The organism is Castellaniella sp. (genome assembly GCF_049673105.1).
In the GTDB taxonomy this organism is placed as follows: domain Bacteria; phylum Pseudomonadota; class Gammaproteobacteria; order Burkholderiales; family Burkholderiaceae_B; genus Castellaniella.
In genome coordinates, this window is record NZ_JBATXG010000019.1 from 91,336 (window position 1) to 104,781 (window position 13,446).

15 protein-coding genes and 1 pseudogene are annotated in these 13,446 nt (G+C 64.6%); 6 read left to right on the forward strand and 10 right to left on the reverse strand.

From position 1 onward, the window contains the following. Positions 1-57: 57 nt before the first annotated feature. The 4 genes from WBF69_RS07255 to thiD form a co-directional block, all read right to left on the reverse strand. Positions 58-588: a MarR family winged helix-turn-helix transcriptional regulator gene (locus tag WBF69_RS07255; RefSeq protein WP_424262691.1), complete on the reverse strand. Its 531-nt coding sequence runs from the start codon at positions 586-588 to the stop codon at positions 58-60. A 107-nt stretch (positions 589-695) separates the two neighbouring features. Next, complete coding sequence (gene hemL, locus WBF69_RS07260; RefSeq protein ID WP_424262693.1) at positions 696-1,982, reverse strand: glutamate-1-semialdehyde 2,1-aminomutase; 1,287 nt, start codon at positions 1,980-1,982, stop codon at positions 696-698. A 23-nt stretch (positions 1,983-2,005) separates the two neighbouring features. After that, a complete protein-coding gene (gene thiE, locus WBF69_RS07265) occupies positions 2,006-2,647 on the reverse strand; it encodes a thiamine phosphate synthase (protein WP_424262695.1) in 642 nt (213 codons plus the stop codon). Next, a complete protein-coding gene (gene thiD, locus WBF69_RS07270; protein ID WP_424262697.1) occupies positions 2,644-3,453 on the reverse strand; it encodes a bifunctional hydroxymethylpyrimidine kinase/phosphomethylpyrimidine kinase in 810 nt (269 codons plus the stop codon). The genes thiE and thiD overlap by 4 nt, the downstream gene beginning before the upstream one ends. 113 nt (positions 3,454-3,566) lie before the next feature. Here thiD and WBF69_RS07275 point away from each other — a divergent pair, with 113 nt between their 5' ends. The 4 genes from WBF69_RS07275 to WBF69_RS07290 are packed head-to-tail and all read left to right on the forward strand — an operon-like array spanning position 3,567 to position 5,545. After that, complete coding sequence (locus WBF69_RS07275; protein WP_043685094.1) at positions 3,567-3,731, forward strand: rubredoxin; 165 nt, start codon at positions 3,567-3,569, stop codon at positions 3,729-3,731. Between the two features lie 45 nt (positions 3,732-3,776). Continuing rightward, a complete protein-coding gene (locus WBF69_RS07280) occupies positions 3,777-4,373 on the forward strand; it encodes a YqgE/AlgH family protein (RefSeq protein WP_424262699.1) in 597 nt (198 codons plus the stop codon). Further along, positions 4,366-4,761 carry a Holliday junction resolvase RuvX gene (gene ruvX / locus WBF69_RS07285; RefSeq protein WP_424262701.1) on the forward strand — a complete coding sequence of 132 codons (396 nt, stop codon included), beginning with the start codon at positions 4,366-4,368 and terminating at the stop codon, positions 4,759-4,761. The genes WBF69_RS07280 and ruvX overlap by 8 nt, the downstream gene beginning before the upstream one ends. Positions 4,762-4,801: 40 nt before the next feature. Further along, the gene (locus WBF69_RS07290; RefSeq protein WP_424262727.1) at positions 4,802-5,545 is read left to right on the forward strand and encodes a lysophospholipid acyltransferase family protein; all 744 of its coding nucleotides are present in this window, start codon (positions 4,802-4,804) and stop codon (positions 5,543-5,545) included. Here WBF69_RS07290 and WBF69_RS07295 read toward each other — a convergent pair. The 6 genes from WBF69_RS07295 to mpl are packed head-to-tail and all read right to left on the reverse strand — an operon-like array spanning position 5,542 to position 12,490. Next, positions 5,542-6,360 carry a symmetrical bis(5'-nucleosyl)-tetraphosphatase gene (locus tag WBF69_RS07295; RefSeq protein ID WP_424262703.1) on the reverse strand — a complete coding sequence of 273 codons (819 nt, stop codon included), beginning with the start codon at positions 6,358-6,360 and terminating at the stop codon, positions 5,542-5,544. The two genes, WBF69_RS07290 and WBF69_RS07295, sit on opposite strands and share 4 nt — an antisense overlap. Continuing rightward, on the reverse strand, positions 6,357-7,532 hold the full coding sequence (gene lptG, locus WBF69_RS07300) for an LPS export ABC transporter permease LptG (protein WP_424262705.1): 1,176 nt from the start codon (positions 7,530-7,532) through the stop codon (positions 6,357-6,359). Before lptG ends, WBF69_RS07295 begins: the two co-directional genes overlap by 4 nt. Before the next feature lie 54 nt (positions 7,533-7,586). Continuing rightward, positions 7,587-8,291 (reverse strand): monofunctional biosynthetic peptidoglycan transglycosylase, encoded by a 705-nt coding sequence (gene mtgA / locus WBF69_RS07305; protein WP_424262707.1) that lies wholly within the window; start codon positions 8,289-8,291, stop codon positions 7,587-7,589. Next, positions 8,288-9,178 (reverse strand): energy transducer TonB, encoded by an 891-nt coding sequence (locus tag WBF69_RS07310; RefSeq protein ID WP_424262709.1) that lies wholly within the window; start codon positions 9,176-9,178, stop codon positions 8,288-8,290. The genes mtgA and WBF69_RS07310 overlap by 4 nt, the downstream gene beginning before the upstream one ends. 5 nt (positions 9,179-9,183) lie before the next feature. After that, on the reverse strand, positions 9,184-11,064 hold the full coding sequence (locus WBF69_RS07315; RefSeq protein WP_424262711.1) for a ribonuclease catalytic domain-containing protein: 1,881 nt from the start codon (positions 11,062-11,064) through the stop codon (positions 9,184-9,186). 16 nt (positions 11,065-11,080) lie between these two features. Beyond that, on the reverse strand, positions 11,081-12,490 hold the full coding sequence (mpl, locus tag WBF69_RS07320) for a UDP-N-acetylmuramate:L-alanyl-gamma-D-glutamyl-meso-diaminopimelate ligase (RefSeq protein WP_424262713.1): 1,410 nt from the start codon (positions 12,488-12,490) through the stop codon (positions 11,081-11,083). 73 nt (positions 12,491-12,563) lie between these two features. On the opposite strand from mpl, the gene WBF69_RS07325 reads away from it, so the two are divergent. Further along, complete coding sequence (locus WBF69_RS07325) at positions 12,564-13,064, forward strand: redoxin domain-containing protein (protein WP_424262715.1); 501 nt, start codon at positions 12,564-12,566, stop codon at positions 13,062-13,064. A 263-nt stretch (positions 13,065-13,327) separates the two neighbouring features. Continuing rightward, a pseudogene (locus tag WBF69_RS07330) lies at positions 13,328-13,446 on the forward strand (acetyl-CoA carboxylase biotin carboxyl carrier protein); the annotation flags it as partial.

A 13,446-nucleotide genomic window follows, 5' to 3' on the forward strand; every position in this document is an offset into this window, starting at 1 on the left:
CCATTCTATGACGAATGCGGTGGGCAGACCTAGACGCCGTCCCTGCGGATGCCCGACTCAGACGGCGGGCAGGCGCGCGTAGGTGGTCTGTTTCAGGTCGCCCAGCAGTTCGAACAGCGTGCCGCGCGCTGCCGGCGCCATGCCGCCCAGCAGCGACTGGATCCAGGATTCGTGCGCGCGCTGCATGCGGCGGTGATGACGACGGCCTTTGAGGGTCAGGCGGATCAGGGAACTGCGCCGGTCGCCATCGTCTTTCAGGCGTTCCACCAGGCCGTCTTTTTCCAGCTGGTCGGTGATGCCGGTGATGTTGCCGTTGGTGACCATCATCAGGCGCGAGAGTTCGCTCATTTTCAGGCCCTTTGGGGCATGCGTCAGCTGCGACATCAGGTCGAAGCGCGGCAGCGTCGTCTGAAATTCGCTGCGCAGGCGGCTGCGCACTTCGTTTTCGATCAGTGTGCAGCAACTGAGCATGCGCAGCCACAGGCGAATGTCAGCAGGTTCCTGGCCGGTGGCGCGCGTTTCCAGATCGGGAAAGTCCAGTGCAACGGCAGGGTGCTGCGTGGCGGCGTAGTTGGTGTAGTCAGTCATGACGCGCCCTTGGGCCGCCTGGCGGCCTCTTCTGTGAATGATGAACTTAGTTTAGGGGTCGAATGCCTGCGCGTCTTTGTTCTGGGTCAAGGGATTTGAAGTTCGTACTATTTCGCCGCCAGCTTCGCAAAGACGCGATCCGCTGCGGCCAGGGTTTCCTGGATGATGGCGTCGTCATGGGTGATGGAGACGAAACCGGCCTCGAATGCGGACGGCGCAAAGTGCACGCCCGCATCCAGCATGCCGTGGAAGAAGCGCTTGAAGGCGTCCTGGTCGCAGGCGGAGACCTCGGCCAGGCTGGTGGGAATGCTGTCGCGGAAATAGATCCCGAACAGCCCGCCCTGCCAATCGCCGCTGAACGGCACCCCGTGGCGGCGGGCGCAGTCGACCAGGCCTTGGATGAGCTTGCCTGTTTGCGCATGCAGCCGGTCGTAGAGGCCGGGTTCCGTCAGGCGGCGCAGCGTCACCAGGCCGGCTGCCACGGCGACCGGATTGCCCGACAAGGTGCCGGCCTGATAGACCCCGCCCAGGGGGGCGATGTCGGCCATGACGTCGGCGCGACCGCCAAAGGCGCCCACCGGCATGCCGCCGCCGATGATCTTGGCCAGCGTCGTCAGGTCCGGCGTCACGCCCGACAGACCTTGCACCCCTTGCGGCCCGACGCGCAGGCCGGTCATGACCTCGTCAAAAATCAGCAGGGCGCCGTACTGTGTGCACAGCGAACGCAGGCCTTCCAGGAAGCCCGGCGCAGGGCGCACCAGGTTCATGTTGCCGGCGATGGGTTCGACGATGATGCAGGCGATCTCGTCTGGATATTGCGCGAAGGCGGCCTCGACGGCGGCCAGGTCGTTGTAGTCCAGCACCAGGGTGTGCTGCACGAATTCCGGTGGCACACCCGCCGAGGACGGATTGCCGAAGGTCAGCATGCCCGATCCGGCTTTGACCAGCAGGCTGTCGGAATGGCCGTGGTAGCAGCCTTCGAATTTGACGATTTTGTGGCGGCCCGTGTGGCCTCGCGCCAGGCGGATGGCGGACATGGTGGCTTCGGTGCCGGAACTGACCAGCCGCACCTGCTCGATGGACGGGATGCGGTCGATGATTGCTTCGGCGATCTGGATTTCGGCCTCGGTCGGGGCGCCGAAGGACAGGCCGCCTTCGGCGGCGGCTTGCACGGCGCGGACGACTTCGGGGTCGGCGTGGCCCAGGATGGCCGGCCCCCAGGAGCCGACGTAATCGATGTAACGGACGTCGTCGGCATCCCACAGATAGGGGCCTTGCGCCCGCTGGATGAAAGGCGGGGTGCCGCCCACCGAGCGGAAGGCGCGCACGGGGGAATTGACGCCGCCGGGGATGGCGCGGCAGGCGCGTTCAAACAGTTCGGTATTGCGGGACATGAGTGGGTTCCGGAATAAAAAGGTCAAGAAAACAGCGCGCTGCAGCGGCGCGCGGCGTCGCGGATGTCGGCGGCGTCGAACAGGGCGCTGATGACAGCGATGCTGTCGGCCCCCGCCTGGATGACCGGGCCGGCATTGCCGGGACCGATGCCGCCGATCGCCACGAGGGCGGGGCGCGGCGTGGTTTGGTCCGCCAGCAGCCGTCCGGCGCGGATATGGTCCAGCGTGGCGCGGACCGCGTCGGGCTTGATGGCGGATGGGTATAGCGCGCCAAAGGCGATGTAGTCTACCCCGTCTTGCAGATGCCGGCGGGCCAATTCGGGCTGATCGTAACAGGAGCAGCCGATCAGCGCGTCCGGCCCCAGGGTCTGGCGGACCGGCGCGATGGCGCCGTCGTCTTTGCCCAGATGCACGCCATCGGCGCCGAGCTCAGCGGCCAGCCGCCAGTCGTCATTGATGATCAGCGGCAGATGCAGGCGCCGGCACAGATCGCGCACGGCGGCGGCCTGTGCGCGACGCTCGTCGGGCGTGCCGTGCTTGCGCCGCCATTGCAGCACCTGCATGCCGCCGGCATGGGCCTGTTCGATGGCGTTTAGCAGGCGGTCGGTGTCGGCCCAGTCAGGCGTGATGCCATACAGGCCGCGGGGGAATCGTGTCGGGTTCATAAGGCGGCGTGGTGCAGGATGTGCTGGCCCATACCGGGATGGAAGCTGTGTTCGGTCATGGTAGTGGCCGTGGCGATGGCCTGTTGGACGGCCATGACGGGGTCCAGGCCCTGCGCCAACCGACAGGTCAGGATGGTCGCCAGCAGACTGTCGCTGTCATGGGCCCGGATAAGCGGCGGCGCCCACGGCCAGCGGCGGCTGGCCTGGTCCTGGGAATGCAGCGACAGGCCGTTCAGGTCGGGGCTGAGGGCGGTATTGCTGCACAGCACGTGGTCGGCGCCCAGTTCCAGCAGGGCCTGGATGGGGTCGTCCGCCCCGGTAGACGACAGCAGGCCCTGGCTGGCCCATTGTTCCGGCAACGCCGCGTCGACGATCACCATGCGGGCCTGGGGCACCAGCAGGTCCAGCAGCGCGCCAAGCGTGTCTTCGGGGTCCAGGTCATCCAGATCCGGGACGGGCGGCGGGGCGGCCAGATGCAGCACCAGGGGCAGCGTGCTGTAGTCGGCGGCGATCTGCGCCAGCACGGCGATGGTTTCCGGGTCGTATTGCGGGCCGATTTTCAGGGCGCCGATGGCCATGTCTTCCAGCAGGCAGCGGGCTTGGTCGTCGATGAGTTCGGGCGACAGGCGCTGGATGGATTCGATGCCGCTCGTATCCTGGACATGAATGGCCGTCACGACCGAGCCGGCATGCATCCCCAAACGGGCGCAGATGACCGCGTCGACCGGCAGGTTACTGGCGCCGCTGGGGTCGAACGAGCCGAAAATCAGAGGCAGGGAAAGGGTGGAGACGAGGGGCGGGGCCATGGATGCGAACGACTGGCCGGCAAGGGGGCCGGCGGATTAGGTACTATGGCATCCATTCTAATGGATGCGGCCTGCCGGTGATCGGTTGGGCCTGTTGCAAGGTTGGGATTGTCATGCGGACCTGGATGTGTCTGATTTGCGGCTGGATCTACGACGAGGCAGCCGGCTTCCCGGAGGACGGCATCGCGCCGGGCACCCGGTGGGAAGATGTGCCGCCAAACTGGGTGTGCCCGGAATGTGGAGCGCGTAAAGAAGACTTCGAACTGATCGAGATCTGATACTCTAGTCACATGGGCTCGATAGCCGGTCATCAGGAGACTGCCATGAAGACGGAAACGCATGATTCTGACACCCGTTCGCGGATCGATCTGTCCCGGCAGTTCTTGCTGGCCATGCCGGGCATGGTGTCGGGTGAATTGGCCAATACCGTGATCTATGTCTGCGAGCACACCGAACACGGGGCGCTGGGGCTGGTGGTGAACCGTCCTACCGACTTGACCATCGGCGATTTGTTGCAGCGCATCGACCTGCCGCTCTCGCTGGAAATCGGCCCCGTGCGCGAGGCGCCCGTCTTTTTCGGCGGGCCGGTGCAGACCGACCGGGGTTTTGTGCTGCACGTGCCCAGGGGGCAATACAACTCCAGCATTCCTTTGGGCGACGATGTCGCGCTGACCACCTCGCGCGATGTATTGCAGGACGTCGCCGCCGGGCATGGTCCGGCGCACCTGCTGGTGACGCTGGGGTATGCGGGATGGGGGGCGGGGCAGCTGGAAGACGAGCTCTCTCGCAATGCCTGGCTCAATGTCCTGGCCTCCAACGATATTCTGTTCGATACGCCGGCCGAGCAGCGTTACGACGCCGCGCTGGCTCAGCTGGGCATACGCTCGTCCATGCTGGCCAGCGATGTCGGCCATGCCTGAAGACGTCCTGCTGGCTTTCGATTTCGGGCTCAAGAAAATCGGCGTGGCGCTGGGCAATACCCTGACGGGACATGCCCGGCCCCTGTGCATCCTGACGCCGTCCACACGCGAACAGCGTTTCGCTCAGGTTCAGGCGCTGCTGGACGAGTGGCAGCCCGACCGCGTGGTGGTCGGCCTGCCCTTGACGCTGGACGGCGGCGAGCAGCCCGCCTCGCAGCATAGCCGCCGTTTCGCCCATCAGTTGGAAGGGCGCTTTCGTGTGCGGGTGGAACTGGTCGATGAGCGCGGCTCCAGCCTGGAAGCCCAGCGGATTCTGGGTTCACATGCCCCGGACGACGCGATGGCAGCCGCCGTCATCCTGCAGCGTTACCTGGATCAGCAGGTATGATGTGCGGCGTCGCCCGGGCTGGCCGGGCGTGGGGATGCCTGTGGCGTTAGTGCTGTTCCTGTTCCGATTGACGCTGGTGCTGTCCTGGATCGTGTTGGGCCTGCTCACGGAATTGCTGATCTTCCCATTGCTGAGCCGAACGCGGCGGCGGGCGGTTGTCAGTGGCTGGTCCGGTTGCCTGCTGGCCTTGTGCGGTGTGCGGGTACGTGTCCAGGGCGCCCCGGTGCTTCAGGGCGCTGTCCTGTGGGTGGCGAATCATGTGTCCTGGGTGGATGTCTTCGTGCTGAATCATGTGCGGACCACCTCTTTCGTCGCCAAAAGCGATATCCGCCGCTGGCCGGTGATCGGCCTGCTGGTTGCTTGGGCCGGCACCTTGTTTATCGATCGTCGGCATCGTCAGGCGGTGCGCGAAGCGGGGCGGCAGATCACCGCCTGCTTTCAGCAGGGCGACGTGGTCGGTCTGTTCCCCGAGGGCACGACCACGGATGGTCTGGATATTCTGCCGTTTCACGTCGGCCTGTTCGAAGCCGCCGTGCAGGCAGCCGTGCCCGTGCAGCCGGTGGCTTTGCGGTTTTTGCAGCGCGGTCGTCGTGCGCCTGAGCTGGCCTTCGTGGGAGATCAGACGCTGGCTGGGAATCTATGGTTCCTGCTCAGCGCACGGGGCGTGGTGGTCGAGTGCGAATTCCTGCCGCCGATCGCCCCTGCGGCGGGCCTGGATCGCAGCCAATTGGCGCATCGCGCGCACGCTGCCGTGCGCCGCGCCGTGACAGGCGCGGCACACTAGCGACAATCCGCGCAGTCTTGCTGGATCAGACGGTGGTCGCGCAGGCGCAGCGCGGTCAGGGATCGCCCCCAGACGCAGCCTGTATCCAGGCAGATGCTGTCAGGCCGGATATGCAGGCCCAGCGCCGACCAGTGGCCGAACACCACCGTCTCGTTCAGGTTGCGCCGACCAGGCAGATCGAACCAGGGGTGCAGATCCGGTCCCGCATCGGGGCCGCCCTTGTAGCGGAATTCCATGCTGCCGTCGGCGCGGCACACCCGCATGCGGGTGAGCGCATTGACGATCACCCGCATGCGGTCCGGCCCGCGCAGGGCGTCGTCCCATTGCAGGGGTTCTTCGCCGTATAGATCATGCACCGCGCGGGGCCAGTCATCCTGGCGCAGGGCCGTTTCGATTTCCTGGGCCAGGGCTTGGGCCTGATCCAGTGTCCAGGCCGGCAGGATGCCGGCATGAACCATGGTGTGGCCGCAATCGCGCACCATCAAGGGGCGATGGCGCAGCCAGGTGATCAGTTCGTCCCGGTCCGGCGCGTGCAGGATATCCTGCAAGGTGTCGGATTTGCCCTGTTTGCGCACCCCGGAGACCACCGCCAGCAGGTGCAGGTCGTGATTGCCCAGAATGGCGCGGGCCTTTGCCCCCAGGCTGCGGATCAGGCGCAAGGCGCCCAGGGAATCCGGGCCCCGGTTGACCAAGTCCCCGGCGAACCAGATCTCCGTATCGGGATCGGCCAGTTCGGGCCGCGCCAGCAGCGCCCGCAATGCGCCCGCGCAGCCTTGTACATCGCCGATCACCCAGACGTCGCGAACAGCGGTCATGCGGGCTTTTTCTCCGGGCGGCGGTGCTGCCACCAGAGAGCTAGCGGGTGCCGGTGTTCCATCGCCAGCAGGGTGAGTAGCGCCAGCCCCAAGCCCAGCAGGCTGGGCACCAGGGCAGTGGCCCAGGGTGGCCAGTCGCCCAGCATGCCGGCGTTCAGCGCCAGCTGATTCAGCATGAAAAATCCCACCCCCAGAATGATGCCCAGAAAGACCTTGGGGCCGATGCCGCCGCGCCGGGTCTGCATGAAGCTGATCGGCGCTGCAATGGTCATCATGACCAGCAGCGTGAAGGGGTAGGCGACCTTGCGCCACAGGGCGACTTCCTGGCGGTCGGTTTGCAGATTGTTGTTGTGCAGATACTGGATATAGTCCAGCAAATCGGAGATCGCCATGCGTTCCGGTGTCAGAATGCGGGCGATCAGGCGTTCCGGGCTGAGCGATGTGGGGATGCTGCGGCGTTCCAGGTGCAGGACTTCGGCCACCGGCGATTTGGGAATGCGGGCATCGGCCAGCGCGCTAGTCGATTGGGGCAGTGTCCGGGTTTCCGTCACATCCTGCAGGGTCAGCGTGCCCTGCTCGAATTGCCCGGTCTTGGCCTGGACGTAGGCTTGGAGCGTATCGTCCGGGCGGAATTCATACAGGGTGACGCCCTCTACCTGGCCCTGACCGCTCAATTGGTGGATGTTGATGATGCGTGTGCCGCCGCCAGCATCGGATTCCTTGAACCAGTAGCCGCTGGATAGGCGACCGCCGTCGGTGCGCCCCAGCAGCGACAGACGGGACTCGCTGCCGCGAAGTTCAGCAGCCGGTGTGATGTATTCTGACAGAATGTAGGCCCCCAGGACCATGGGGATGGTGATCAACCACAGCGTGGTCAAGAGTTTCAGGCCGCTGACGCCCGATGCCCGCAGGATGGTCAATTCATTGCGCTGAGCCAGACTGGCCAGGGCCAGGACGGCGCCGATCAGCAGTCCGATCGGCAGCAGTTCGTATAGGTGGTTGGGCAGGTCCAGGGCTTGCAGGTAGAACAGATTCAGCAACGATAGCCGCTCGCCCACCTTGTCCAGGCCTTCGATCAGGGCAAAGAACATGAACAGACCCACGAGCGCCACCAGCACGATGGTCGTCGAGCGGTAGATTTCGCGGGCAAGATAGTGTCGGGCCGTGCGCATGGCTTGGACTGCGGGGAAAACCTCAATAGTACCCCGATCCGTTTGGGGGCCGAATCAGGGCGGCGCGACGTGGCGCATGCGGGCGTGCACGGTTGCGGCGCGGGACCTCAGGTATTGCGTGACGCCTCGCGTATCGTAATACGCCGGGTTGGGCAGCATGGCGGCCAGCTGCGCGGCCTGGGCGCTGGACAGGCGCGCCGCATCGGTCTTGAAATAGTGGCGGGCGGCCGCCTGCGCCCCGAATGTGCCGGCGCCCCATTGGGCGATGTTCAGATAGAGCTCCAGGATCCGGCGTTTGCTCATGACGCCCTCGATCATATAGGTCAGAATCAGTTCCTGTCCCTTGCGGAAGTAATTGCGTGAGTTCGACAGAAACAGATTCTTCGCCAGTTGCTGAGTGATCGTCGATCCGCCGCGTCGGCGGCTGTGGCCCAGGGATTCCTGGCGCTGGTTGTAGCGCCAGGCTTTGCGGATGGCATCCCATTCCACCCCGTCGTGTTCCATAAAGCCGGAATCCTCGGAGGCGATCACGGCCCGTTTCAGGTTGGCGCTGATGCGGTCGTAGGGCACCCACTCATAGGCCAGACGGGCATCGGCGTCATGTGCGCGCAGCCCGTTGAGCGTGTCCTGCATGACCGGCGTATTGGCGGGGTCGCGGAAATTGAACCAGACCACCATGCCCAGCAGGCCGATCTGATAGAGAAAGCCGGCACATAGCGCCGCGAGGGCGATCGTGGCGATCAGGCGGCGCAGGCTCATGGGGAGTCCGTGTCCAGCCCTGCATGGGTAAAGTGCCAAGTCCGCGTGATGGCCAGGATATCGGTACGCTCCGCCAATTGGGCGGGCAGGGGGGGAAAGGGCGCCGCCAGCTCGACGATGCGGCGGGCTGCGCTGTTCAGGACCGCTTGGCTGGATGGCCGGTCAAAGGTCAGGTGGTCCAGCTGGCCATCGCGGCGGATGTAGACAGTCAGTTGCAGGTCGCCATAGATGCGTCCGCGGGCTTCGGGCGGATAGTGCTGCGTACCGATCAATTCGATACGCTGACGCCAGGCTTCGACGTATTGAGCGTAATCGGCGGCCTGTGTCGACGGCGCGACGAAGGTCTGCCGGGGCAATGCGTTGTAGTGCTCGATCCGGGCCTTTAAAGCCGCGATGCGGGCGGCGAGCACCACGCTGTCCTGCTGGCGGTCGTCGTCGCCTGGTTCTGTGCTTTGTCCCAGCAGCTGGGGGGCGGGCGTGGCGGCGGGGACGGTATCGGCGGAATCCAGCAGCGTCAGCAGGCGGCGCTGTTCGGCTTCCAGTTCCGCCTGTCGGCGGCGCAGGGCTTCCAGGACGATCTCGTCTGCGTTGCCGTCGCTGGTGCGCGGCAAGGGCGAGGCCGCCATGCCCTGCTGTTGTTCGCCGCCGCCATCCAGATTTTGCTGGGCCAGCGCCTGAGGCGCCAGCGGAGCCTGTTCGCTGCGGCTATTGACCAGGGTGATTTCCAGCGGAGAGTCCAGAGGACTGGTGGTCGGTGTGTGCACCTGCCAGGCCAGCAGCAGCGCGTGCGCGCACAGCGACAGGAGTACAGCCAGCGCCATGCGGCTGCGGCTCTCGCGGCGGGGTTCCAGCAACTGCAGCGGCAGCGGGCTCTCCGGCTGTGTCATGTCGTTCAGAGCGCCTCGCGCAGGCGGCACTCGATTTCCAGTCCCAGCTCATCGTAGCCCAGAATGTCCAACATGATCTCCTGGCCGCGTTCGAAGGCGGGCAGGCCGTTGATGCGGGTCACCAGGGGCGCGCAGGCCAGCCGCACCAGATTTTCGCGCAACACATGGGCGCGGACCTCTTTCAGGCCCTGTTGCTGCAGCCAGCGGATGCACCAGTAGCGTTCCAGCGACGATTGGAAGTCGCCCCACAGCGTGTATTGCGAGTCGAAGGCGCCGATCAGGGCATACAGGTCGGCGTCTTTGGGCTTGAAGGGGGCGACCAGCCGCGCGGACACCCCGTGTTCGGCGGCGGCCAGGATCTGCCCCTGGTTGATCAGGTCCACATAGCGGCGCAGCGGCGAAGTCGACCAGATGTATTGCGGCACCGCGATGGATTCGTGCGGCAGGGCCTGGGTGGACATGCGTGTGCGTCCCATCTGCTGCGAGCGATAGATGCCCGGCACTCCGTGCTTGGCTAGCAAGCCGCCCCATTGAGTGTTGGTCAGGATCATGTATTCCGCCACCAGCCGCTCCAGCGGGGCGTTGCGCTGACGGGGGATCAGGCGGATCGTGGAATCCGGCGAATCAGGCGGCCCGTCGATCTCGAAGCTGTATTCGATGCGGTCGTTGTTTTCGGGCTTGCCGCGCACGCGATCCCGGGCGGCGCACAGCTGCAGGGCGAACTGCCATAGGGGCCGCAGCCAGTGGCCGTAGGGGATATCGCTGTCCGGGTCGGCCAGGGCCTCGGTCGTGATGCCGTCGCCGATCATGTCATGGCGCAGATTGGCCGTCACGCGAATGCGTTCCAGGCGGGTCTCGGTCGCCAGGATTTCGCCGTCCTGTGGCCGCGCCGTCACATACAGCGACAGAGCCGGGCGCCATTGGCCTTCGTCCAGAGAAAAGGCAGAGATCAATTCTTGCGGCAACATGGGGATTTTATCGCCCGGCATGTAGACAGTGGACATGCGGCTGCGGGCCATGTCGTCAAAAGCGCTGCCGCGCGGGATGGCGAGGGCGGGCACGGCGATATGGATGCCGACCCGGATGGTCTCGGCATCCGGCTGCGTGATGGACAGGGCGTCGTCGATTTCCGTCGTGCTGGAATCGTCCACCGAATAGGCCTCGATCTCGGCTTCCGGCAGCTCGGCGCCCCAGGGCTCGACAGCCACGGGCGGCCAGTCGGTGCCTTTGGGGAAATGCGTTGCCAGAAACCGCTGGCGCATCATCGCCAGGGGATTGGGCCAGACCTGCAGCGACAGCAGCAGTTTTTCCGGGCTGATGCCCAATTGCTGCACGGCGGCGTCAAAGGCCTTCCATTCCAGCGTGTTTTTATCCGGCTGATCCAGGAACGTCTGGGCGACGGCGCGCAGCGCGTCGGGCAATTGGCCGGCGACCAGCGCCTCGGTCCATTGCTGCTGCTGTTCGGCTTGCAGGCGTTTCTTTTCAATCGCTGCCAGGGCGGCTTGCAGAATGTCGGGCGGGGCGGGGCGAAAGAGGCCGCGCCCGCGCCGATGGAAGTAGGCCGGCGCAGCCGACAGGGCCAGGATCAGGGCCGTCTTTTCCACGGCGTTCGGCGCGTGGCCGAAATAGTCTTCCGCCAGGGCCGCCGCCTCGAACTCCTGCTGGGGCGCGAATTCCCACAAAAAATCAGGTTCCAGCGTGGCGGCCAGCGTTTCTGCGCTAGGCAGCAGGGTGTCGGGAGCGGGCTGCTCGAAGGTGAACAGCACATTGTTGCGCTTGATCTTGCTGCGCTTGCCAGAGGCCGATTCCACTTGCAGGGACGTATCGGCTTCGGAAAAAATCGTTTCGGCCTTGAGCTTGCCGGCGTCTTCGTAGAGAACGTGCATAAAAGAATGAGTGTGATCAGTGAGGGTGCTGGTTCGGTGAGACATCCGAGGCGCGCCGTGCCAATGCATCCAGCAATTTCAGGTGGATGCCGCCAAAGCCGCCGTTGCTCATGATGAGAATTTGATCGCCCGCCCGCGCCTGGCGGCTCAGGGTGTCGATCAGGGCGGGCAGATCGCTGCCTGTCCAGGCCAGACGGCTGCCTAGGGGCGCCAGGACTTGAGCGGCATCCCAGCCCAGCGCTTGTTTGCCGGTGGCTTCGCCATAGCAGTACACCTGATCGGCCTGCGCCAGGGCGTCCGGCAGCCGGGCCGCCATGGCGCCCAGTTTCATGGTGTTCGACCTGGGTTCCAGGACCGCCAGAATGCGCGGCCCGGCGCCGATGCGCCGCCTCAGGCCGTCGATGGTGGTGGCGATGGCGCTGGGATGGTGGGCGAAATCGTCATAGACGGCGATTCCGTCCACGGTGCCGCGCAGTTCCAGCCGTCGGCGCACACCTTGAAAGGCGTTCAAAGCGGCCAGTGCGGCAGGCACCGGGATGCCTGCGTGGCGGGCGGCGGCCACGGCGGCCAGCGCGTTGAACTGGTTATGCAGGCCTGTCATCGACCAGTCCAGCCAGCCTTGCGGCTGCCCATCGCGCAGGATCTGGCAGCGTCGGTCGTCATCGGTGTCTGCCTGAGCCTGCCAGAGGCCGCCCGACCCGAAGGTTTCGACTGGCGTCCAGCAGCCTTTGGCCAGCACCCGGTCCAGCGCCTCGTTGGTGACGGGGCGGATGATCCTGCCGGTGGCGGGGATCGTGCGCACCAGGTGATGGAACTGGGTTTCGATGGCGCTCAGGTCCGGAAAGATGTCGGCATGATCGAATTCCAGGTTGTTCAGAATCGCCGTGCGAGGGCGGTAGTGGACGAACTTGGACCGCTTGTCGAAAAAGGCCGTGTCATATTCATCCGCCTCGATGACGAAATGGCGGCGCTGCGCCTGATAGCGTGCCGAGACCTGCAGATCCGGAGCGACGCCGCCGATCAGGAAATTGGCCGGTTGGCCTGCATGCTCGAAAATCCAGGCCAGCAAGGCGCTGGTGGTGGTCTTGCCGTGGGTGCCGGCCACGGCCAGCACATGCTGGCCGGGCAGGATGTGTTCAGCCAGCCATTGCGGGCCGGAGATATAGGGCAGGCCTTGGTCCAAAATGGCTTCCATCAGCGGATTGCCCCGGCTGACGACATTGCCGATGATGTACAGGTCTGCACCCAACCCTGTCTGGTCGGCATCGAAGCCTTCGACCAGGTCGATACCCTGTTCTCGCAACTGCGTGCTCATGGGGGGATAGACGCCGGCGTCGCAGCCGGTGACCTGATGCCCCGCTGATCGGGCGATCAGCGCCAGGCCGCCCATGAACGTGCCGCAGATTCCCAGTATGTGTACGTGCATCGTATCCTCCGGGCTGTATTGTAGGGCGCAATGCTATGATGGTCCGGCAAGGATTTACGTAGTGGATGATTTCATGAACAGACGCTCATTTCTACGGGCGGCCTCGGGGGCTGCGCTGAGCATCACGACAGGGGTGGGGCAGGCTGGGGCCGCCATGTTGCCGGCAGATCCGGTATTCGGGCGTTCCTTCGACGATTTGCAGGGGACTGCACAAGCCTTATCCGCGTATGTGGGGCGTCCTTTGATGATGAATTTCTGGGCCAGCTGGTGCGCGCCTTGTGTGCGTGAAATGCCGCTGCTCGAATCCCTGCATCAACAGCATCCCGATTTGACCATATTGGGGCTGGCCGTGGATACCCGCGCCAATGTGCTGCGGTTTCTGGATAAGGTCCAGGTGTCCTATCCCCTGCTGCTGACGGGCACACAGGGCATTCCTTTGATGCGTGAACTGGGCAATAAGGGCGGCGGTCTGCCTTTTACGGTCTTTTTTGATCGCCGGGGGCGCGCAGACGCGACCGTCCTGGGCGAACTGAAACACGATGATCTGCAGGCGCAGGTCGCCCGGATACGATAGGTTTCAAACTTCTTGTCGTCAGGCCTGTCCGGCCCTTATTTAATGGACAAATCGATGGTTTTAGCGTAAAAAGGCGCTTTAAGGGCTGATGCGTTCAGGCTGTGGCTGCATTTCCGGCAGACCCCTGGATGTCACGTCAGATGCGGCCGTCGTAGATTCTCCCTGTGTTGGGCAGGGCAGACCGACGGCATATTTGTTTCTGCTGCCCGCTTTTCATCATGAATGGCCTGCCGATTCAGGCCTGCATACAGGAATCATTTCTCATGGATCTCAGAAAGCTGAAAACATTGATCGACCTGGTGGCCGATTCGGGGATTGCCGAACTCGAAATCACCGAGGGCGAGGGCAAGGTCCGTATCGTGAAGTTTTCCCAGACGCCGGT